At 60.8% G+C, this 19,251-nt stretch carries 22 protein-coding genes; 13 read left to right on the forward strand and 9 right to left on the reverse strand.

Annotation, left to right across the window (positions count from 1 at the left end):
- Window positions 1-40 precede the first annotated feature (40 nt).
- The 4 genes from EGM97_RS01460 to EGM97_RS01475 all read right to left on the reverse strand — a co-directional run bounded on the left by EGM97_RS01460 (window position 41) and on the right by EGM97_RS01475 (window position 3,431).
- A complete protein-coding gene (locus EGM97_RS01460) occupies window positions 41-952 on the reverse strand; it encodes an SDR family oxidoreductase (RefSeq protein ID WP_238961533.1) in 912 nt (303 codons plus the stop codon).
- 185 nt (window positions 953-1,137) lie between these two features.
- A complete protein-coding gene (locus EGM97_RS01465; protein ID WP_238961534.1) occupies window positions 1,138-2,040 on the reverse strand; it encodes an alpha/beta fold hydrolase in 903 nt (300 codons plus the stop codon).
- A complete protein-coding gene (locus EGM97_RS01470) occupies window positions 2,040-2,822 on the reverse strand; it encodes a class II aldolase/adducin family protein (RefSeq protein WP_238961535.1) in 783 nt (260 codons plus the stop codon). The genes EGM97_RS01465 and EGM97_RS01470 overlap by 1 nt, the downstream gene beginning before the upstream one ends.
- A gap of 153 nt (window positions 2,823-2,975) precedes the next feature.
- Window positions 2,976-3,431 carry a flavodoxin gene (locus tag EGM97_RS01475; RefSeq protein WP_238961536.1) on the reverse strand — a complete coding sequence of 152 codons (456 nt, stop codon included), beginning with the start codon at window positions 3,429-3,431 and terminating at the stop codon, window positions 2,976-2,978.
- A gap of 156 nt (window positions 3,432-3,587) precedes the next feature.
- Here EGM97_RS01475 and EGM97_RS01480 point away from each other — a divergent pair, with 156 nt between their 5' ends.
- Together EGM97_RS01480 and EGM97_RS01485 are read left to right on the forward strand one after the other, a co-directional pair.
- Window positions 3,588-4,064: a PAS domain-containing protein gene (locus tag EGM97_RS01480; protein WP_238961537.1), complete on the forward strand. Its 477-nt coding sequence runs from the start codon at window positions 3,588-3,590 to the stop codon at window positions 4,062-4,064.
- Window positions 4,065-4,116: 52 nt separating this feature from the next.
- A complete protein-coding gene (locus EGM97_RS01485) occupies window positions 4,117-4,722 on the forward strand; it encodes a hypothetical protein (RefSeq protein WP_238961538.1) in 606 nt (201 codons plus the stop codon).
- 27 nt (window positions 4,723-4,749) lie between these two features.
- On the opposite strand, the gene EGM97_RS01490 is transcribed toward EGM97_RS01485, so the two are convergent.
- The gene (locus EGM97_RS01490) at window positions 4,750-5,709 is read right to left on the reverse strand and encodes a MerR family transcriptional regulator (RefSeq protein ID WP_238961539.1); all 960 of its coding nucleotides are present in this window, start codon (window positions 5,707-5,709) and stop codon (window positions 4,750-4,752) included.
- 163 nt (window positions 5,710-5,872) lie between these two features.
- Between EGM97_RS01490 and folM the strand changes: the two genes are divergently transcribed.
- The 6 genes from folM to EGM97_RS01520 all read left to right on the forward strand — a co-directional run bounded on the left by folM (window position 5,873) and on the right by EGM97_RS01520 (window position 9,721).
- Entirely contained in the window at window positions 5,873-6,583 is a 711-nt protein-coding gene (gene folM, locus EGM97_RS01495; RefSeq protein WP_238961540.1) for a dihydromonapterin reductase, read from the forward strand.
- A 19-nt stretch (window positions 6,584-6,602) separates the two neighbouring features.
- Entirely contained in the window at window positions 6,603-7,163 is a 561-nt protein-coding gene (gene folE / locus EGM97_RS01500; protein WP_238961541.1) for a GTP cyclohydrolase I FolE, read from the forward strand.
- Window positions 7,164-7,544, forward strand: coding sequence for a dihydroneopterin triphosphate 2'-epimerase (gene folX / locus EGM97_RS01505; RefSeq protein ID WP_238961542.1), 381 nt, complete (start codon window positions 7,164-7,166; stop codon window positions 7,542-7,544).
- Between the two features lie 97 nt (window positions 7,545-7,641).
- A complete protein-coding gene (locus EGM97_RS01510) occupies window positions 7,642-7,938 on the forward strand; it encodes a DUF1244 domain-containing protein (RefSeq protein WP_238961543.1) in 297 nt (98 codons plus the stop codon).
- The gene (locus tag EGM97_RS01515; protein WP_238961544.1) at window positions 7,931-8,269 is read left to right on the forward strand and encodes a HopJ type III effector protein; all 339 of its coding nucleotides are present in this window, start codon (window positions 7,931-7,933) and stop codon (window positions 8,267-8,269) included. Before EGM97_RS01510 ends, EGM97_RS01515 begins: the two co-directional genes overlap by 8 nt.
- Before the next feature lie 201 nt (window positions 8,270-8,470).
- Complete coding sequence (locus EGM97_RS01520) at window positions 8,471-9,721, forward strand: 2-aminoadipate transaminase (RefSeq protein ID WP_238961545.1); 1,251 nt, start codon at window positions 8,471-8,473, stop codon at window positions 9,719-9,721.
- 164 nt (window positions 9,722-9,885) lie between these two features.
- Here the strand turns inward: EGM97_RS01520 and trxB are convergent, their stop codons facing one another.
- A complete protein-coding gene (trxB, locus tag EGM97_RS01525) occupies window positions 9,886-10,848 on the reverse strand; it encodes a thioredoxin-disulfide reductase (RefSeq protein WP_003205459.1) in 963 nt (320 codons plus the stop codon).
- A gap of 309 nt (window positions 10,849-11,157) precedes the next feature.
- On the opposite strand from trxB, the gene cysZ reads away from it, so the two are divergent.
- Both cysZ and EGM97_RS01535 read left to right on the forward strand, forming a co-directional pair.
- Window positions 11,158-11,913, forward strand: coding sequence for a sulfate transporter CysZ (gene cysZ / locus EGM97_RS01530; RefSeq protein WP_238961546.1), 756 nt, complete (start codon window positions 11,158-11,160; stop codon window positions 11,911-11,913).
- A gap of 39 nt (window positions 11,914-11,952) precedes the next feature.
- Complete coding sequence (locus tag EGM97_RS01535) at window positions 11,953-13,152, forward strand: glycosyltransferase family 4 protein (RefSeq protein WP_238961547.1); 1,200 nt, start codon at window positions 11,953-11,955, stop codon at window positions 13,150-13,152.
- Window positions 13,153-13,287: 135 nt separating this feature from the next.
- Here the strand turns inward: EGM97_RS01535 and EGM97_RS01540 are convergent, their stop codons facing one another.
- The 3 genes from EGM97_RS01540 to EGM97_RS01550 all read right to left on the reverse strand — a co-directional run bounded on the left by EGM97_RS01540 (window position 13,288) and on the right by EGM97_RS01550 (window position 15,787).
- Complete coding sequence (locus tag EGM97_RS01540) at window positions 13,288-14,391, reverse strand: NADH:flavin oxidoreductase (RefSeq protein WP_238961548.1); 1,104 nt, start codon at window positions 14,389-14,391, stop codon at window positions 13,288-13,290.
- A 309-nt stretch (window positions 14,392-14,700) separates the two neighbouring features.
- Window positions 14,701-15,183, reverse strand: coding sequence for a glutathione peroxidase (locus EGM97_RS01545; protein WP_238961549.1), 483 nt, complete (start codon window positions 15,181-15,183; stop codon window positions 14,701-14,703).
- 118 nt (window positions 15,184-15,301) lie between these two features.
- Entirely contained in the window at window positions 15,302-15,787 is a 486-nt protein-coding gene (locus tag EGM97_RS01550; RefSeq protein WP_053152330.1) for an FKBP-type peptidyl-prolyl cis-trans isomerase, read from the reverse strand.
- Between EGM97_RS01550 and EGM97_RS01555 the strand changes: the two genes are divergently transcribed.
- The 3 genes from EGM97_RS01555 (at window position 15,756) to EGM97_RS01565 (ending at window position 19,164) form a co-directional block, all read left to right on the forward strand.
- Window positions 15,756-16,094, forward strand: coding sequence for a DUF3565 domain-containing protein (locus tag EGM97_RS01555; RefSeq protein ID WP_238961550.1), 339 nt, complete (start codon window positions 15,756-15,758; stop codon window positions 16,092-16,094). The genes EGM97_RS01550 and EGM97_RS01555 overlap by 32 nt on opposite strands.
- A gap of 61 nt (window positions 16,095-16,155) precedes the next feature.
- Window positions 16,156-18,255, forward strand: coding sequence for a phosphate acetyltransferase (pta, locus tag EGM97_RS01560; RefSeq protein ID WP_238961551.1), 2,100 nt, complete (start codon window positions 16,156-16,158; stop codon window positions 18,253-18,255).
- A complete protein-coding gene (locus EGM97_RS01565; RefSeq protein ID WP_238961552.1) occupies window positions 18,256-19,164 on the forward strand; it encodes an acyltransferase in 909 nt (302 codons plus the stop codon).
- The last annotated feature ends 87 nt before the right edge of the window (window positions 19,165-19,251 follow it).

Consider the following 19,251-nt stretch of genomic DNA (forward strand, 5'->3'; position numbering starts at 1 on the left):
AACGTTGCCGTCGCTGACGGCAACCGGTCGAGGTCACGAATCAAACGGCGTAGCGTTGCAGATTCGCCATCATTTCCTTCAAGGCTTCAAGGTTGTCATTGGGATGCACGGCGTTTTCGAAGTCACAGATCTGCTGCCAGTAGGCGGCGACGTCCTCGGGTGAAAAGCCCTTGCCCGGATCGAATCCGGCACCGAGGCTGCGCTCCCAGCGAACCTTGCCCATCCAGCCGCCGCCCACCTCGAACAACCCGGAGGTTTCCTGGCACGCTTCGCTGGCCAGGTACACCACCAGTGGGCTGACCAGTTCAGGCTTGAGTTGCTCGAATACCTGCGGCGGCATCAGGCCTTCGGTCATACGGGTCCCGCCGGTAGGCGCGATGGCGTTGACCAGGATGTTGTGCTTGCGCCCCTCAATGGCCAGGGTCCGCGTCAACCCGTAGAGACCGAGCTTGGCCATGCCGTAGTTGGACTGGCCGAAGTTGCCATAGATACCGGACGTGGAAGCCGTGAAGATCACCCGGCCATAATTCTGTTCGCGCAGGTGTGGCCACGCGGCACGGGTGACCTTATAGGCGCCCTCGACATGGACGCGGTAGACCAGGTCCCAATCGGCGTCATCCATTTTGTGAAAGGTCTTGTCCCGCAGGATGCCGGCGTTGTTGACCACCACATCGACCCGGCCGAACACATCGAGCGCGTTCTGTACCAGCTTGTCGCCATCGGTAACCGAATCGTGGTTCGCCTCGGCGATACCACCGGCTTCGCGAATTTCAGCCACCACCCGGTCTGCCGCCGAGGCATTGGCCCCCTCGCCCTGGGCAGAACCACCGAGGTCGTTGACCACTACTCGGGCTCCCTGCCTGGCGAACAGCAGGGCATGAGCCCGCCCCAGGCCACCGCCAGCGCCGGTGACGATCACCACTTTATCTTCGAAGCGCACAGATTCACTCATGGGCAGAACTCCAGCAGGCCGAATGGTTTGCAAAGCCCGAGTGTCCGGTACAGAGGGCACGACCTTCAATCAACACGGCAGGGAGTGAATGGTGGGCGATAAGGTGAGGGGATGATGCTTGGATGCCCCGCTGGGCGAAAACCCGTGCCTTGGCTTGGCTCAACTCCATCGCCCTGAAACAGACGTCACGAGTAGACCCTCTGCCGTACCGGCCCGGCGATTCCCGCACGAAACGCCAGATAATGTTTGAGTACCTGTACCGGGGCCTCGGCCTGGGGGTAGTGGCCGATGTCCGGCAACAGCACCGTGTCCGCATTCGGAATCAGCGCCTCATAGCGCGCCACCATGTGCGCGCCGGAAATCGGATCGAACGCGCCGTCTATGACGCGCATAGGCACTTCGCCACGCTGCATCGCCTGCACCCAGCGATCACGCTGCACACGGCGTTCGGGAATGTAGCGGATAAGTTTATGCATGATCCGCGGTCCGTCATGGCTTTGCACCAGACTCCAGTAGTCGTCCAGTTCGCTTTCGCTGGGACCTGTCCACGGACCGAAGATTTGCCGGAAACTTTTGGCGATACCCTCTCGGGAAACAGCCCGGCCCACCAGCCAGCCCAAAGGGCTGAGCAACAACTTCTGCACGAGCACCGGACGATGGGTTTCGGGGAACAGGCCGCCATTGAGGAACACACAACTGGCAATGTCGACCCGCGCCTCGCAATGGCGAGCGATCAACTCCTGGGCCACGCTGTCCCCATAATCGTGAGCGAGCACGTGGACCGCTTGCCTTACATTCAGGTGTGCCAACAGTGCCTGCTGCAGATCGGCCTGTTCCAGCAGGCTGTAGACGTGGTCCACCGGCTTGGCCGAATCGCCGAACCCGAGCATATCGCAGGCGATTACCCGGTAACGCTGTGCCAGGGGCTGCCACAGGTAATGCCAATCCCAACTGGCGGTGGGAAATCCGTGGATCAGCAATAACGGCTCACCCTGCCCCGCCACCCAGTACCGAATGGCGTGCCCCCGGAACATGAAGGTCTGCCCACGCTGGCGCCAGATACGCAGGGGAACCTGTACCATGGGCATCAGTTTTTATAACCCGAGTCTTGCTGATCGAGTTTGCGCAGCAATGCCGGCCAGGCCAGCCCCCCCCCCATGCCCTGCGCGCTCTTGGTGACGCCGGCGATCATCGCCCGGGCACCGGCCAGGATCGGCGGCTCGATGGCAATCAACTCCGCCCCGCCGTTCTGGGCCAGCACCTGGATCTCACAGGTGCGCTGGAACGTGAACATCATCAGGAAGGTATCGGCGATGCTAGCGCCACAGGTCAACAGGCCGTGGTTGTGCAGCATCATGAAGCTGTTATCGGCCAGGTCGGCCTGCAGACGAGCCTTCTCCTCGGGATTGAGCGCCACACCCTCGTAAGGGTGATACGCGAGGCTCGACAACACGAACACCGATTGCTGACTGATGGGCAGCACCCCTTGCTTCTGTGCCGATACGGCGACACCGGCGGCGGTGTGGGTATGCAACACACAGGCTACATCGTGCCGCGCCTCGTGCACCGCACTGTGGATCGTGTAACCGGCCGGATTGATCTCGTAGGGGCTGTCCATCAGTTTGTTACCGGCCAGGTCGACTTTGACCAGGCTCGACGCGGTGATTTCGTGAAACATCATCCCGAACGGGTTGATCAGGAAATCTTCGGTGCCGGGAACCTTTGCGGAGATATGCGTGAAGATCAGATCATCCCAGCCGTGCAATGCGACCAACCGGTAACAGGCGGCCAGGTCGACCCGAGTCTGCCATTCCGCTGCACTGACCTGTTCTTTGATGCTGAGTGTCGATTGGATGGGCGCTACGCTCACGGCTCTGACCTCTGGCTTATCGTTATAAGGTGTCACGAACACACCGTGCACAAGAGGATGAGTCTAGTCAGCTCTGACGGGGGCGCTAGTTGCCTTTGCAGCCAGCTTACTGACCGAGCGAGTCACACCGCCCGGTGCGCAGGTCACCTTTCTTCAGCGACGCAATGCCTCGATCAATTCCCCCAGCCATGGCTCGGCATCGGTTTCCGGGGTGACGCTTTCGCTGGCATCCAGACGCAACATGGGCAGCACCTCGGCCACGCCAAGCTCGGCGAACAACTCGCGCATCTGCTCGCCACCGCCGCAGAACGTATCGCCGTAGCTGGCATCCCCCAGACCGATCACAGCGCCGGGTAAGCCACGAAAAAATGCGGGCAACTGATCACGCATGGCCGAATACAAGGGGATCAGGTTATCCGGCAATTCCCCCATGCCGGTGGTGGATGTCACGGCCAGCAGAGCCTGTGGTGCGAACGCCTGGATGTCCGCCAAGGTCGCCCGGGGATTGCACAAGGTTTCGAAACCGGCCCCACCGAGCAGTGTGGCGGCGTGGCGGGCGACTTCTTCGGCGGTGCCGTATACCGAGCCGCAAAGGATGGCGATTTTCATCAGCGTGGTCCTGAACCTGATATGAAAAAGAGTCGGGATAGTAACAGGCTGAGCGATAAGGCTGCGATTGACGCCCAACTGCATAATGGCCATTGGATAGCCCATCGGTTTCTTCTAAAATTCTGTATTTCCAAGGATTTCCAAAGGACGAGATCCATGATCAACGGGCAACTGATGCAACTGGTGATAAACGCTTCCAATGACGGAATCGTCATCGCCGAAAAGGAAGGCGACGAAGACAACATCCTGATCTATGTGAATCCGGCCTTCGAACGACTGACCGGTTATAGCCGCGACGAAATCCTGTATCAGGATTGCCGCTTCCTGCAGTCGGGTGATCGCGACCAGCCAGCGCTGGAGCATATACGCAGAACATTGAAACAAGGCGGCGTCTGCCGGGAAGTGCTTCGCAACTATCGCAAGGATGGTACTGCGTTCTGGAACGAATTGTCGCTGTCCACGGTGAAGAGCGAAGCGGATGGCAATACCTACTTCGTCGGCGTACAAAAAGACGTGACAGCCCAGGTCAAGGCGCAAAAGCGCATCGCCCAGCTGGAAAAGGAACTGGCGGACGCCAAGGCCGAGATTGCACGCCTGGAAGCGACGAACGGCGAAAACAAAACGGCGAATTAAGAGTCAATCGCTACACTCCACCGTAAACATGTAAAAACATTCCGAGCACACCATGCAGCGCGACGCCCTCTTGACCCAGGATGAGCTGGACTTCATCCGGACCATGCAGCACAACCCGCAACTCAACGAACGGGATGTCACGTCGAGCCTGCTGGTCAATGGCGGATCGCAGATCCGTGACCTGCTGACGCGTCTGGCGGCAAACGAACAGGTCACACTGCAAGCCCATTTCGATAACCAGCAGATGACGTTCCCGTTGCATCTGGTGGAAGACGAATTTCACGCGATGCACCTGCGTCTGGGCGTACCGAGCATCTACGAAGACGGTCCGAAGGTGCGTCCGTGGCGCCTGGCGCTCGAAGAACCGGTGGCGCTGGAGAACGCCAAGGGGCAGCCAGTCCCCTTATGGGTCCACGAGGTGTCGTGCAAGGGGGTGCTGCTGGAAAACCGCAGCCGCATCAAGCCACCGAAGCAATTCGTTCTGTGGTTCAGCCCGTCAGGCTACGAAAGAATTTCATTGCGCGGCACCTTCGAACGGGAAACCCATCAGGGCCTGTATGCCTACCATCTGAGCCAGGATGACCAGGACGAAACCGAGCGCCTGCGTCAGTACATCCTCCAGCAGCATCGTCTGACCCACCCGGCCATGCATGTATAAGCTTCGTCGGCCCGTGATCACGCGACTTCAAGTGTCCAGGTTTCCCGCCAATAGTTGACGCAGGCGTTGGCGCATCACCGTCCCCTCATTACCCAGGCAGCCGATGGACGACCCCGCCAGACTGTCCTGCATCAAATCGGAAACATCGCCCGCCAGCATCAAGGGACAATCCAGACTCATCGCCAGTTTGTTCAAGCGCTTGGCTAGCTCGGGCGCCGGCGCATGGTTGGACACCAGCACCAGTGCCACAGGCTTTACCTTCTGGCACACCAGGGCCAGCTCATCGAACGGCTGCCCGACCGTCAATAATCTGATGCCTACTTCTGCCTTGGAGAGGAACAGCGCCGTAATCAACAACTCCAGTTCGCGACACTGACCGGCGATGGCGGTGATCAGAATACGTCGCGATGGGGAGTCTCGCTTGAGTAAAAGTCGTTGCGCGACACGCGAACGCAGGAAACCATCGTAGAACAGCCATTCGCTGGCTTGCCCGAACTCCTGCTGGCGTTGCAGCAGTTGCCCCCACAGCGGCATCAATATGTTCTGGAATACGATCGGCACCGAATAGGTGGAAAAGATCTGCCCGTAGACACGGTCCAGTTGAATATCGTCAAAGTTACCGACTGCATCGGCCACCTGCTGTTGCCACTGGGCATAGTCATTGATTACCCGACCGGATGGAATCAAGGGGATGCCCGATTTCACCGAATCGGTCCTGGCCAGGATTTTGCTCACCTTGCTGACCGCCACGCCACGATCGATCCACGTCAGGATGGTGCGGACCTTCTCGATGTCCCCCAGGGAATACAGGCGGTGACCGCTTTCGGTACGCGTCGGCTGGATCAGACCATAGCGGCGTTCCCACGCACGCAATGTCACCGGGTTCACGCCGGTCAGTCGAGACACCTCGCGAATAGGAAACAGATCCTCTCGATCCATAGCGTTTGACGCCCGGAAAAGGATCTTATCGTCGGACACTACGCTCATCTTGGAAGACATCCATGGCGAATTGGATCCTATCTTACTCCTTCTTAGTCATACGATGACAAGCGCAACGCTGATCGATACGCGGATCTGTCAAAAGCCCTCGTAGGTACGGCTCCCCAGCGGCTGTTATAGTTTTGCACCCTGCCTTGAACCGAGCCGCCCCATGCCCAGTGCAAACGCTCCGATCCTGCTCACCGGCGCAGCCCAGCGCGTTGGCTTGCATTGCGCTCAGCGCCTGCTGGAAGAAGGCCATCCGGTGATCGCCACCTATCGCACCGAGCGCCCGGGCGTACAAACGCTGCGGGATCTCGGTGCGACCGTGCTGTTCGCCGATTTTTCCGGCGAAGCCGGGATCCTGGCCTTTATCGAACAACTCAAGCAGCACACCGACCGGCTGCGGGCGATCGTGCACAACGCCTCGGCGTGGCTGGCCGAACCCCCCGGCGACGAAACCAGCGCCTTCACGGCCATGTTCGGCGTACACATGCTCGCGCCGTACCTGATCAACCTGCATTGCGCCGAGTTGCTGCTACGCTCGACTCCGGCGGACATCGTGCACATCAGCGATGACGTCACCCGCAAGGGCAGCAGCAAGCACATAGCGTATTGCGCCACCAAGGCCGGCCTCGAAAGCCTGACCCTGTCGTTTGCGGCGAAGTATGCACCGGCCATCAAGGTCAACGGTGTCGCCCCGGCCCTGCTACTGTTCAATGCCGATGACGATGCGGCTTACCGCGCCAAGGCCCTGGCCAAGTCGGCGCTGGGCATCGAGCCCGGCAGCGAAGTGATCTACCAGAGCCTGCGTTACCTGCTGGACAACCCCTATGTCACCGGCACTACCCTGACCGTCAACGGCGGGCGGCACGTCAAGTAGCTTGCTTCGAGGAGTCATCATGGCGCTAACCCTGCCCCAGCATTACCGCGAAATTCTCATCGGCCTGGGCGAAGACCCTGAGCGCGAAGGCTTGCTGGACACGCCGCTGCGTGCCGCCAAGGCCATGCAGTACCTCTGCCATGGCTATGAGCAAAGCGTCGAGCAGATCGTCAATGGTGCCCTGTTCGCCTCGGACAGCGATGAAATGGTGATCGTCGCCGACATCGAACTCTATTCCCTGTGCGAACATCACCTGCTGCCCTTCATCGGCAAGGCCCATGTGGCTTATATTCCTACGGGCAAGGTCCTGGGGCTGTCGAAGATCGCCCGGCTGGTGGACATGTTCGCCCGCCGCCTGCAGATCCAGGAAAACCTCACCCGGCAGATCGCCGATGCGGTGCAGCAGGTGACCCAGGCCGCCGGCGTGGCGGTGGTGATCGAAGCCCAGCACATGTGCATGATGATGCGCGGTGTCGAAAAACAGAACTCGACCATGAACACTTCGGTCATGCTGGGTGCCTTTCGCGAGTCCAGCACCACCCGCCAGGAGTTCCTGCAATTGATTCGACGGAGCAACTAAATGCCACAACTTCAGCCAGCCATGGCGCGCATCCGGGTCAAGGATCTGCGCCTGCGTACCTTCATCGGTATCAACGAGGACGAAATCCTCAACAAGCAGGATGTATTGATCAACCTGACCATCCTCTACCCGGCCCAGGACGCGGTACGCGACAACGACATCGATCACGCACTGAACTACCGCACCATTACCAAGGCGATCATCGCCCACGTGGAAGGCAATCGCTTCGCCCTGCTCGAACGCTTGACCCAGGAATTGCTGGATCTGGTCATGAGCAACGAATCGGTGCAATACGCCGAAGTGGAAGTCGACAAACCCCACGCCCTGCGATTTGCCGAATCGGTATCGATTACTTTGGCGGCAAGCAGGGCTACTGCGTAGCCGCTTCAAGCTGCAAGCCACAAGCTGTAAGCTTGGCTACCTCAATCCATCTTGCAGCTTGAAGCTTGCCGCTTACAGCTGTCTCGCAGAGACCACCATGACCGACCAACAACGCCTCGAACTCGAAGCCGCCGCTTTCCGTCGGCTGGTTGCCCACCTGGACAGCCGCAAGGATGTGCAGAACATCGACCTGATGAACCTCGCCGGCTTCTGCCGCAACTGCCTGTCCAAGTGGTACAAGGCCGCCGCTGACGAGCGCCAGATCGAGGTCAGCCTCGACGACGCCCGTGAAGTGGTCTACGGCATGCCGTACGCCGAATGGAAAGCCCAATACCAGAAAGAAGCCAGCGCCGAACAACAAGCGGCGTTTGCCAAAGGAAAACCCGATGCCTGATCTGAACACCTTCCGCGCCCGCCTCAAAAGCGGCGAGCACGTTTTTGCCGACACCCTGGCTTTCATTGCCGATGGTTATGAATACCAGCCACAGGCTTTCACCAACGGCGACGTGAAAAATGCCGCCGGTCAAAACGAAGGCTCATGCAGGACCCTGGGTCTGGCGCTGCTTGAAGGCCTGAGCGACGAAGAAGCCCTGCTGGCGTTTGGCGAACACTACCGCTCGGTGCTGGGCACCCCAGAGGGCACCGACCACGGCAACATCCGCGCACTGATGGCCCATGGGCTGGCGGGTGTGAAGTTCGACGAGTTACCTCTGCAACGGCGCTGATCGATCCTACCTGTAGTGAGATCCGCTTTTGTGGCGAGGGGATTTATCCCCGCGCCACAAAGAGCTGCGTACATCCTTACTGACGAACACCTCGCCACATCCCGACTTTTAAGATTGACCCGGCAACTTTATTTCGTTTGCCGGCGCCCTCTGCTCGCGGCTTAGATAAAGGAAATCCTTACTTCCTTCGAGCCGTCATCCATGAGCAGCGAAACCATCAGCCAGTCGATTTCCTTCGTGCATCCGATCAGCCTCAGCCACGGCAGAAACGCCGAGGTCTGGGACACCGATGGCAAGCGCTATATCGACTTCGTCGGTGGTATCGGCGTGTTGAACCTCGGCCATTGCCACCCACATATCGTCGAAGCGATCCGCGAACAGGCCACCCGGCTGACTCATTACGCTTTCAACGCTGCGCCCCATGCCCCTTACATTGAACTGATGGAGCGGCTGACGGCATTTGTGCCGGTGCAATACCCGGTCAGCGGCATGCTCACCAACAGCGGCGCCGAAGCTGCGGAGAACGCCTTGAAGATCGTACGCGGCGCCACGGGTCGCACCGCCGTCATTGCATTCGATGGCGGTTTCCACGGCCGGACGCTGGCGACACTCAACCTCAACGGCAAGGTGGCGCCGTACAAGCAGAAAGTCGGCGTGCTGCCCGGACCGGTGTATCACCTGCCCTATCCCAGCAAGGACAACGGCGTGACCTGTACCGAAGCGTTGAGAGCGATGGAGCGGCTGTTCAGTGTCGAGATCGACGTCAACGACGTGGCCTGCTTCATCGTCGAACCGGTGCAGGGCGAAGCCGGTTTTCTCCCGCTGGACATGGCCTTCGCCCAGGCACTGCGACAGTTCTGCAATGAGAAGGGCATCGTGTTGATCATCGATGAGATCCAGTCCGGTTTCGGACGCACCGGCCAGCGCTTCGCGTTCTCGCGCCTGGGTATCGAGCCGGATCTGATCCTGCTGGGCAAGAGCATTGCCGGCGGCGTGCCCTTGGGCGCGGTAGTGGGGCGCAAGGCGCTGCTGGACAACCTGCCCAAGGGTGGACTGGGCGGCACCTATTCAGGCAACCCTATTGCCTGCGCCGCCGCGCTGGCAACCCTGGACACGATGACCGACGAGCGTTTGCAGGCCTGGGGTACGCAGCAGGAAGAAGCGATTGTCAGCCGCTACGAATCGTGGCGCAGCCGCGGGCTCACGCCTTATCTGGGACGCTTGACGGGCGTCGGCGCCATGCGCGGCATCGAGCTGGCCCACGCCGACGGCACTCCGGCGTCGGCACAGTTGACGCAGCTGCTGGCACTGGCGCGGGAAGCGGGCTTGCTCTTGATGCCCAGTGGCAGATCGCGGCACATCATCCGGTTGCTGGCGCCGTTGACAACCGAGGCGAAAGTGCTGGAGGAAGGGTTGGATATTCTGGAAGCGTGCCTGGCGAAACTGGTGTGAGTACAGAGCCCTGTGGGAGCGAGCCTGCTCGCGATAGCGGCTGTCAGCCAATGGGATTGTGACTGAACTGATGCCATCGCGAGCAGGCTCGCTCCCACATTGAACTCAGGTTGAAACCCGCCCACAAAAAACCGGCCGAAGCCGGTTTTTTCATGCCTGACGAATCAGAACGAAGCGTTCTGCAAGCCGTCCAGGTAGCGCTCGGTGTCCAGGGCCGCCATGCAGCCGGCACCGGCCGAGGTGATGGCCTGGCGGTAGACGTGGTCGGCCACGTCGCCGGCGGCGAAGATGCCTTCGACGCTGGTGGCGGTGGCGTTGCCGTCGCGGCCGCCCTTGACCACCAGGTAGCCGTCCTTGAGCTCCAACTGGCCTTCAAACAGCGAGGTGTTCGGAGTATGACCGATGGCAATGAATACGCCGTCGACCTTGATTTCGTCGAAGCTGCCGTCGTTGTTCTTCAGGCGAGCACCGGTCACGCCCATGTTGTCGCCCAGTACTTCGTCCAGGGTGGCGTTGAGCTTGAGAATGATCTTGCCCTCGGCCACGCGTGCATTGAGCTTGTCGATGAGGATCTTCTCGGCGCGGAAGGTTTCGCGGCGATGGATCAAGGTGACCGTGCTGGCGATGTTGGCTAGGTACAGGGCTTCCTCGACGGCGGTGTTACCGCCACCGACCACGGCCACAGGTTTGTTGCGATAGAAGAAACCGTCGCAGGTCGCACAGGCGGACACGCCTTTGCCCATGAAAGCCTCTTCCGACGGCAGTCCCAGGTAACGAGCGCTGGCACCGGTGGCGATGATCAGGGCATCGCAGGTGTAGGTGGCGCTGTCACCAGTCAGGGTGTACGGCTTGGCGGCAAAATCCACGGCATTGATGTGGTCGAAGACGATTTCGGTTTCGAAACGCTCGGCGTGTTCTTTCATGCGCTCCATCAAAGCCGGACCGGTCAGGCCATGGACGTCGCCCGGCCAGTTGTCGACTTCGGTGGTGGTGGTCAATTGACCGCCGGCCTGCATGCCGGTGATCAGCAGCGGCTTGAGGTTGGCACGGGCCGCGTAGACTGCAGCGCTGTAACCGGCAGGGCCGGAACCGAGAATAATCACTCGCGAATGACGAACTTCAGACATGACCTGCTCCTGTTGACCGGACCTCGCGGACCGGAACGCCGGGTGAGCGGCGGGAATAAAAAAGGACCGTTGATGCACTTGGGGAAGGCTTTGGTTCGACGGCCCTGAAAAAGAATGGGTGCAGCGTATCGAGGGAGCGAAGATTAAGGAAATACGGTTTAACAATCCAGCTCATAGCTGCGTTCTATCCGCAGTGGACCCGTCGATAGGGCAGCCCGTTCAACAATCCTGTTACAGGCGATGTAGACGCTTTCCCAGGCGGGGCAAAGCCGGTAAGGTCGGCGCGTTAACTTTCGCTCGGAGCTTCCCATGCCCGCCCCCGTCCTGTCCGGCCCGCAGTATCTGCAAGAAGGTCTCAAGCTGGTCCTCAGCCCGGGCCTGCGCCTGTTCGTGCTGCTGCCGCTGGCGATCAACCTGCTGTTGTTCATCGGCCTGATCTACCTGGCCGGTCACCAGTTCAGCCTGTGGGTCGACACCCTGATGCCGTCGCTGCCGGACTGGCTCAGCTTTCTTGGCTATATCCTCTGGCCGCTGTTCGTGGTCCTGGTGATCCTGATGGTGTTTTTCACCTTCACCATGCTCGCCAACATCATCGCCGCACCGTTCAATGGTTTCCTTGCGGAGAAAGTCGAAGTGGTGATCCGGGGCACCGATGATTTCCCGGCCTTCAGCTGGGGTGAACTGGTCGCCATGGTGCCCCGCACTCTGGCCCGGGAAGCCCGCAAGCTGGGCTATTTCCTGCCCAGGGCCCTGGGGCTGTTCGTGCTGTCGTTCGTGCCGGTGCTCAATCTGGTGGCCGCGCCGTTGTGGCTGCTCTTCGGCGTGTGGATGATGGCGATCCAGTACATCGACTACCCGGCGGACAACCACAAGCTGGGCTGGAACGAAATGCTCGCCTGGCTGCGGCAGAAGCGCTGGCAGAGCCTGGGCTTTGGCGGCAGTGTGTACCTGGTGCTGCTGATCCCGCTGGTGAACATTCTGATGATGCCGGCTGCGGTGGCCGGGGCCACCCTGTTCTGGGTGCGCGAGCAAGGCGCCGAGGCCGCGCTGGCCCGGCAAGGCTGAGCCGTCACAAATCCATCACCTGGACGTCACAATGGCGACATGGCCCCGGCCGACACTGGGGTCATGACCACACACCTGCACGTTACCCTCATTACCGAAACCTTCCCGCCGGAAATCAACGGCGTGGCCAACACCCTGGGCCGCCTGTATGACGGCTTGCGTGATCGCGGGCACCGGGTTGAGCTGGTACGGCCGCGCCAGGCCACCGACCCACGCCAGCCCGGAGATGAACACGTGCTGCTGTGTCGAGGCTGGCCATTACCAGGGTATCCAGGCTTGCAGTGGGGCCAGGTTTCCATGCACAAATTGCTGCGCCGCTGGAAACGTCATCGACCGGATGTGCTCTACATTGCCACCGAAGGGCCGCTGGGGTTGTCGGCACTGCGAGCGGCACGACGCCTGGGCATTTCGGTGGTCAGTGGTTTCCACACCAACTTCCAGCAATACACCCAGCAGTACGGCCTTGGGTTGTTGAGCCGCGGACTCACCCATTACCTGCGCTGGTTTCATAATCGCACCGCCGTCACCTTGGTACCCAGCCTCAGCCAGCGGCTGGAGCTGGAGCGCCGCCACTTCGAACGCGTGTCGCTGCTGTCCCGTGGCGTGGACAGCCAGTTGTTTCATCCGATCAAGCGTTCAGCAGCCCTGCGTGAAGCCTGGGGCCTGGCCGATGATGACATTGCGGTGATCCATGTCGGGCGTCTGGCGCCGGAGAAGAACCTGGGGCTGCTCAAGCGCAGTTTCGAGACATTGCGTGGCGCTTTCCCGGAGCGGCGCCTGAGGCTGGTGGTCATCGGTGACGGCCCGCAGCGGGCCGCGCTCGAACAGGAACTGCCCGAAGCGATTTTCTGTGGCACCCAGCGGGGCGAAGCACTGGCCAGCCATTATGCGTCGGGGGATGTGTTTGTCTTTCCGAGCCTGACCGAAACCTTTGGCAATGTCGTACTGGAAGCGCTGGCGTCCGGGTTGGGTGTGGTGGCCTACGATCAGGCCGCAGCGGCGCAGCATATCCGCCATGGCTATAACGGCGTACTGGCCATGCCGGGGGATGAAGACGCGTTCTGTGACGCGGCCCGCTGGTTGCTGGAGGAGCGCGAGACCCTGCGCTGCGTGAGGCTCAATGCTCGTCAGCACGCCAGCCGCCAAGGTTGGGCATCGGTGATCGAGCAGTTCGAGGTGCAGTTGCGGGGGGCTTTTGTCGGCGAACAGGTGATGCCTGCTGCGCCGACCGTGCCTTGAACCTTCAGTGACGCTGAGGCCGCCATCGCGAGCAGGGCTCGCTCCCACATGAGTTCTCGGTGAACACACGTTTGTGTCCCGCCTAGCCCCCTGTGGGAGCGAGCCTGCTCGCGATAGCGTCAGGGCAAACGCCGCTCAGACCAACGTCATCAACGCCTCGCGACTGAACGGCAGAATCTCCTGCTCCCGTCCGTCGCGCACTTTGCGCGCCCAGTCCGGGTCCACCAGCAGCGCACGTCCTACCGCCACCAGGTCGAACTCATCGTTATTCAAACGTTCCAGCAACTTTTCCAGACTGGCCGGCTGCGCGACTTTGTCGGTATTGACCATGAATTGCAGGAACTCACCATCCAGGCCAACGCTGCCCACGGTAATGGTGGGCTTGCCGGTGAGTTTGCGGGTCCAGCCGGCCAGGTTCAGCTCGGAGCCTTCGAATTCCGGCTCCCAGAAGCGCCGCGTCGAACAATGGAAAATGTCCACGCCAGCCTCGGCCAAGGGCTTGAGGAATTCGCCCAGGGCTTGCGGGGTCTGCACCAGACGCGCCGTGTAGTCCTGCTGCTTCCATTGGGAAAACCGGAAGATGATTGGGAACCCTTCGCCCACCGCCGCACGCACGGCACGGATCAACTCAATGGCAAAACGCGAACGGTTGGCCAGGCTGCCGCCATAACCGTCGGTGCGCTGGTTACTGCCTTCCCAGAAGAACTGGTCGATCAGGTAACCGTGGGCGCCGTGGATCTCCACGCCGTCCATGCCGATGCGCTGGGCATCCTTTGCCGCTTGGGCAAAGGCGGCGATGACGTCGTCGATGTCCGCCTGGGTCATGCCATGCACCACGACTTGACCGTCCTTGAGCTTTTCCGAAGGGCCGTAACCCGGCACGCTGGCGTCCGGCTCGGTCCCGATGCGACGCACGCTGCCGACATGCCACAGCTGTGGCACGATCTTGCCGCCTTCGGCATGGACCGCATCGACCACCTGCTTCCAACCGGCCAGCGCGTCTTCGCCATAGAAGTGCGGCACGTTCGGATAGCCGTTGGAAGCCTTGTGCCCGACCGTGGTGCCCTCGGTGATGATCAGGCCGACGCCGGCTGCCGCGCGACGACGGTAGTACTCGACCACTTTGGCATTGGGCACGCCACCTGGCGAAAAGGACCGGGTCATCGGGGCCATCACCACCCGGGTCGGCAGCTCGAAAGCGCCGAGTTGGAAGGGCTTGAACAAGGCTTCTACTGGCATGGGGCACTCCATGGAATGGGATCGCAGGTCGATATGACGGCGACAATATGCAGCGCCTGCCGTGCTGGGTAGCACTATTGATTGGAGTGATTAAGGATCAGAAGGAAGCTGAGAGGATCGCGTGTGGGCGGGCCGAATGCACAGCTGGGTACAAAAAACTGTGGCGAGGGGATTTATCCCCGCTGGGCTGCGCAGCAGTCCCAAGAACAAGCGACTCGATCATGCTGACACACCGAGGTATCAAATTTAGGGCTGCTTCGCAGCCCAGCGGGGATAAATCCCCTCGCCACAGGTTTCAATGCCAACGCATCATGCCAGGGCTTTTTCGATCGCCTGGATCACGGCAGGGTCATCCGGCGCCGTGCGTGGCGAGAAGCGCGCCAGGACGCGGCCGTCCTTGCCCAGCAGGAATTTCTCGAAGTTCCAGGTGATCTCCCCAGGGAATTCCGCCCCCTCGCCCGCCAGCAGGCGATAGAGCTGATGGCGATCGGGACCGTTCACGTCCAGCTTGCCGGACAGCGGGAACGTCACCCCGTAGTTGAGGCTGCAGAACGATTGAATCTCCTGCTCGGTACCCGGCTCCTGCCCGGCAAATTGATTGCACGGCAGGCCCAGCACACTGAAGCCCCTGTCCTTGTAGCGCTGATGAAGCTCCTCCAACGCCTTGTACTGCGGCGTCAGGCCACATTTGGAGGCGACGTTGACCACCAGCACGACTTGCCCCTTGAAGGGCGCCAGAGCAAGCTCCTGACCATTCAGGGCTTTAAGTTTCAGGTCGTGAAAAGCACTCATGACGAACTCCACATTAGGCTCTAGCCAATTTCGAAACAACTGTGAGCGATGCTAACAGCAAGCGACAAAAAAGGCGCCGCAAGGCGCCTTTCCCGTTCACTTGAGCGTAGCGCAGAAATCAGTGGTGATGACCGCCTTCGCCATGGACGTGACCATGGGCGATTTCTTCCTGGCTGGCGTCACGGATGTCGACGACCTTGACCTTGAAGTTCAGACGCTGGCCGGCCAACGGGTGGTTACCGTCGACGGTGACGTCGTCGCCTTCCAGGTCACGGATAGTGACGATCTGCATCTGGCCATCGGGCGCCGAAGCGTGGAATTGCATGCCCACTTCCAGCTCGTCCACACCTTCGAACATGCTGCGGCTCAGCGTGCTGACCAGCTCGGCGGAGTATTCACCGTAAGCGTCTTCCGGCTCGACGGCAACGTTCAGCTCGTCACCGGCGGTTTTACCTTCCAGGGCTTTTTCCAGGCCCGGAATGATGTTGCCTGCGCCATGCAGGTAGACCAGCGGAGCGCCGCCGGCAGAGCTGTCGATGACCTCACCAGCGTCGTTGGTCAGGGTATAGTCGATGGAGACAGCCTTATTGGCGGCGATCAGCATGGGGCAAGACCTTTTGCAAAAGAATGAAGAACGGACAAGTCTAAACAAGGATTTGCCCGAAAGCGAACGGAACCCGGACAAACGGGCTCGTCCGAACAGACCGACGGTCACCGGTTTCCATCAGGACGAGGAAGGCCACTGGGTGGTCGAGCTGTCCTGCGGCCATACCCAGCATCTGCGCCACCAGCCACCGTGGCAAGCCCGGGCCTGGGTCCTGGATCCACTGCAACGTATTGAAAAAATAGGCCAGTCCTTTGATTGCGGCTGGTGCGCGCAGGCCTCGGTTAGCGATAACCTTGGCGACTGAATTCGATGGCAGGGGCCAACCATAGGCCTCGCCCTTTGTCATGCACCTCTAGGGAATCGGCATGCAAACTTTTTTTATCGCGCCCACCGATTTTGGTGTGGGTCTGACCTCCATCAGCCTCGGGCTGGTGCGTACGCTGGAAAGGGCCGGGCTGAAAGTCGGCTTTTTCAAACCCATTGCCCAACCCCACCCTGGCGACACCGGGCCGGAGCGCTCCACCGAACTGGTAGCCCGCACCCACGGCCTCAAGCCACCCCAGCCCCTGGGCCTGGCCCACGTCGAGCGCATGCTTGGCGACGGACAGCTGGATGAATTGCTGGAAGAAATCATCACCCTCTACCAACAGGCAGCCGTCGGCAAGGACGTGCTCGTTGTCGAAGGCATGGTGCCCACCCGCAGCGCCAGTTACGCCGCCCGGGTCAACCTGCACCTGGCCAAGAGCCTGGACGCCGAGGTGATCCTGGTATCGGCCCCGGAAAACGAAGTGCTGACCGAACTTTCCGGACGCGTGGAGCTACAGGCGCAATTGTTCGGCGGGCCGAAGGATCCGAAAGTCCTCGGTGTCATCCTGAACAAGGTGCGTACTGACGGAAGCATCGAAGCGTTCAGCGCACGGCTGCGGGAGCACTCTCCCTTGCTGCGCAGCGGCGATTTCCGCCTGCTGGGCTGTATTCCGTTCCGACCCGAACTCAACGCCCCCCGCACCCGCGACGTCGCCGACTTGATGGGTGCGCAAGTGCTCAATGCCGGCGACTACGAAACCCGGCGCATGAGCAACATCATCATTTGCGCCCGTACCATGCGCAACACGGTGGAACTGCTCAAGCCCGGCGTGTTGGTGGTGACCCCTGGCGATCGCGACGACATCATCCTGGCCGTGAGCCTGGCGGCGATCAACGGCGTACCGCTGGCCGGCCTGCTGCTGACCAGCGACACCCTGCCCGATCCACGCATCATGGAGCTGTGCCGAGGTGCGTTGCAGGCCGGGCTACCGGTGCTGTCGGTGAGCACCGGCTCCTACGACACCGCGAACCTGCTCAACGGCTTGAACAAGGAAATTCCAATCGATGACCGCGAACGTGCGGAGATCATCACTGATTTCGTCGCCAGCCACCTGGATGCCCAATGGCTGCACCAGCGCTGTGGCACGCCTCGGGAAATGCGCTTGTCGCCGGCCGTGTTCCGCTATCAACTGATCCAGCGCGCCCAGGCTGCCAACAAGCGCATCGTCCTGCCCGAAGGCAGCGAACCGCTGACCGTACAGGCCGCCGCCATTTGCCAGGCCCGGGGCATTGCCCGTTGTGTGCTGCTGGCCAAACCGGCCGACGTCGAAGCGGTGGCCCGGGCTCAGGGTATGGAACTGCCACCGGGGTTGGAGATTCTCGATCCGGACGCGATTCGCGAGCGTTACGTCGAACCCATGGTGAAACTGCGCAAGAGCAAAAGCCTGAACGCACCGATGGCCGAGCAGCAACTGGAAGACACCGTGGTCATCGGCACCATGATGCTGGCGCTCGATGAAGTGGACGGACTGGTTTCCGGGGTGATCCACTCCACCGCCAACACCATCCGCCCGGCCTTGCAACTGATCAAGACCGCACCGGGTTGCTCCCTGGTGTCTTCGGTCTTTTTCATGCTGTTCCCCGAGGAAGTGCTGGTCTACGGCGACTGCGTGATGAACCCGCACCCCAGCGCTGCGGAGCTGGCTGAAATCGCTCTGCAAAGCGCCGACTCGGCCGCCGCGTTCGGCATCACGCCAAGGGTGGCGATGCTCAGCTATTCCAGCGGCGAATCGGCCAGTGGCGAAGAGGTGGAAAAGGTCCGCGAGGCTACCTTGCTGGCCCATGAGGCGCAGCACGGTCTGCTGATCGACGGCCCGCTGCAATACGACGCCGCCGCCAACGAAACCGTGGCGCGGCAACTGGCCCCCAACAGCCAGGTGGCGGGCCGGGCGACGGTGTTCATCTTCCCGGACCTGAACACCGGCAATACCACCCACAAGGCCGTGCAGCGCAGCGCCGATTGCGTCAGCCTCGGGCCGATGCTGCAAGGCCTGCGTAAACCGGTGAACGACTTGCCCCGCGGCGCCCAGGTCGATGACATCGTGTACACCATCGCCTTGACGGCGATCCAGGCTGCCAACCGACCCATGGATATTTAAATGCTGGACTTCCTGCCCGCCGCCCTGCGCGGCGTCATCGCTTCGCTGCTGTTGGCGCTGAACACGATCCTCTGCTGTACGCCGCTGTTTGTCGTGGCGATCTTCAAACTGTTGCTGCCCTTCCCCGCCGCCCAGCGCTTCACCGATTGGCTGATGAGTCATATCCACGAAGCCTGGATCAGCAACAACAAGGCCTGGATGAACCTGCTGCGCCGCACCCGCTGGCACCTCAGCGGCCTCGAAGGGCTGGATTACCAGCACTCGTACCTGATCACCAGCAATCACCAGAGCTGGGTCGACATCATGGTGCTGCAATACGTATTGAACCGGCGCATCCGCCCGTTGAAGTTCTTTCTCAAGCAAGAACTGATCTGGGTGCCGGTGATCGGCCTTGCCTGGTGGGCCCTGGGCTTTCCATTCATGAAGCGCTACTCCAAGGCTTACCTGGAAAAGCACCCGGAGAAGAAAGGCAAGGACCTGGAAACCACCCGCCGGACCTGCGCGAAGTTTCGCGACAATCCCGTAGGGATCTTCAACTTCGCCGAAGGCACCCGCTTCACCGAAGCCAAGCACGCCCAGCAACAGTCACCGTTTCGCTACCTGCTCAAGCCCAAGGCCGGCGGCATCGCGTTCGTGCTCGATGCCATGGGTGAACAACTGGAGTCGATCATCAATGTGACGATCCATTATCCGGGCGGTCGTCCGGGCTATTGGGATTTGCTGTGCGGCAAGGTCGACGAGGTGGTGGTGCATTTTCAGGAGCTGACGATTGCGCCACAGTTCGTTGGCAAGAACTACGACCAGGACGGCGCCTATCGCCTGGAGTTCCAAGGCTGGATCAACCAGCTGTGGCAGGACAAGGATGCGTTGCTTGCGCAGATGCATCGGGAATATCCGGACCGCCGCTGACTGCCTTTGTGGGAGCGGGCTTGCTCGCGAATGCGGACTGACATCCAAAACAGATGTCGACTGACACACCGCTTTCGCGAGCAAGCC

It is taken from the genome of Pseudomonas sp. AF32 (assembly GCF_022342325.2).
Lineage (GTDB): Bacteria > Pseudomonadota > Gammaproteobacteria > Pseudomonadales > Pseudomonadaceae > Aquipseudomonas > Aquipseudomonas uvaldensis.

What these genes read in the sequence shown, in the direction of transcription:
- EGM97_RS01460 (WP_238961533.1), bottom strand. Translation starts at nt 952, where the DNA reads ATGAGTGAATCTGTGCGCTTCGAAGATAAAGTGGTGATCGTCACCGGC.
- EGM97_RS01465 (WP_238961534.1), bottom strand. Translation starts at nt 2,040, where the DNA reads ATGCCCATGGTACAGGTTCCCCTGCGTATCTGGCGCCAGCGTGGGCAG.
- EGM97_RS01475 (WP_238961536.1), bottom strand. Translation starts at nt 3,431, where the DNA reads ATGAAAATCGCCATCCTTTGCGGCTCGGTATACGGCACCGCCGAAGAA.
- EGM97_RS01480 (WP_238961537.1), top strand. Translation starts at nt 3,588, where the DNA reads ATGATCAACGGGCAACTGATGCAACTGGTGATAAACGCTTCCAATGAC.
- EGM97_RS01485 (WP_238961538.1), top strand. Translation starts at nt 4,117, where the DNA reads ATGCAGCGCGACGCCCTCTTGACCCAGGATGAGCTGGACTTCATCCGG.
- EGM97_RS01490 (WP_238961539.1), bottom strand. Translation starts at nt 5,709, where the DNA reads ATGAGCGTAGTGTCCGACGATAAGATCCTTTTCCGGGCGTCAAACGCT.
- folM (WP_238961540.1), top strand. Translation starts at nt 5,873, where the DNA reads ATGCCCAGTGCAAACGCTCCGATCCTGCTCACCGGCGCAGCCCAGCGC.
- folE (WP_238961541.1), top strand. Translation starts at nt 6,603, where the DNA reads ATGGCGCTAACCCTGCCCCAGCATTACCGCGAAATTCTCATCGGCCTG.
- folX (WP_238961542.1), top strand. Translation starts at nt 7,164, where the DNA reads ATGCCACAACTTCAGCCAGCCATGGCGCGCATCCGGGTCAAGGATCTG.
- EGM97_RS01510 (WP_238961543.1), top strand. Translation starts at nt 7,642, where the DNA reads ATGACCGACCAACAACGCCTCGAACTCGAAGCCGCCGCTTTCCGTCGG.
- EGM97_RS01515 (WP_238961544.1), top strand. Translation starts at nt 7,931, where the DNA reads ATGCCTGATCTGAACACCTTCCGCGCCCGCCTCAAAAGCGGCGAGCAC.
- EGM97_RS01520 (WP_238961545.1), top strand. Translation starts at nt 8,471, where the DNA reads ATGAGCAGCGAAACCATCAGCCAGTCGATTTCCTTCGTGCATCCGATC.
- trxB (WP_003205459.1), bottom strand. Translation starts at nt 10,848, where the DNA reads ATGTCTGAAGTTCGTCATTCGCGAGTGATTATTCTCGGTTCCGGCCCT.
- cysZ (WP_238961546.1), top strand. Translation starts at nt 11,158, where the DNA reads ATGCCCGCCCCCGTCCTGTCCGGCCCGCAGTATCTGCAAGAAGGTCTC.
- EGM97_RS01535 (WP_238961547.1), top strand. Translation starts at nt 11,953, where the DNA reads ATGGCCCCGGCCGACACTGGGGTCATGACCACACACCTGCACGTTACC.
- EGM97_RS01540 (WP_238961548.1), bottom strand. Translation starts at nt 14,391, where the DNA reads ATGCCAGTAGAAGCCTTGTTCAAGCCCTTCCAACTCGGCGCTTTCGAG.
- EGM97_RS01545 (WP_238961549.1), bottom strand. Translation starts at nt 15,183, where the DNA reads ATGAGTGCTTTTCACGACCTGAAACTTAAAGCCCTGAATGGTCAGGAG.
- EGM97_RS01555 (WP_238961550.1), top strand. Translation starts at nt 15,756, where the DNA reads ATGGAGACAGCCTTATTGGCGGCGATCAGCATGGGGCAAGACCTTTTG.
- EGM97_RS01550 (WP_053152330.1), bottom strand. Translation starts at nt 15,787, where the DNA reads ATGCTGATCGCCGCCAATAAGGCTGTCTCCATCGACTATACCCTGACC.
- pta (WP_238961551.1), top strand. Translation starts at nt 16,156, where the DNA reads ATGCAAACTTTTTTTATCGCGCCCACCGATTTTGGTGTGGGTCTGACC.
- EGM97_RS01565 (WP_238961552.1), top strand. Translation starts at nt 18,256, where the DNA reads ATGCTGGACTTCCTGCCCGCCGCCCTGCGCGGCGTCATCGCTTCGCTG.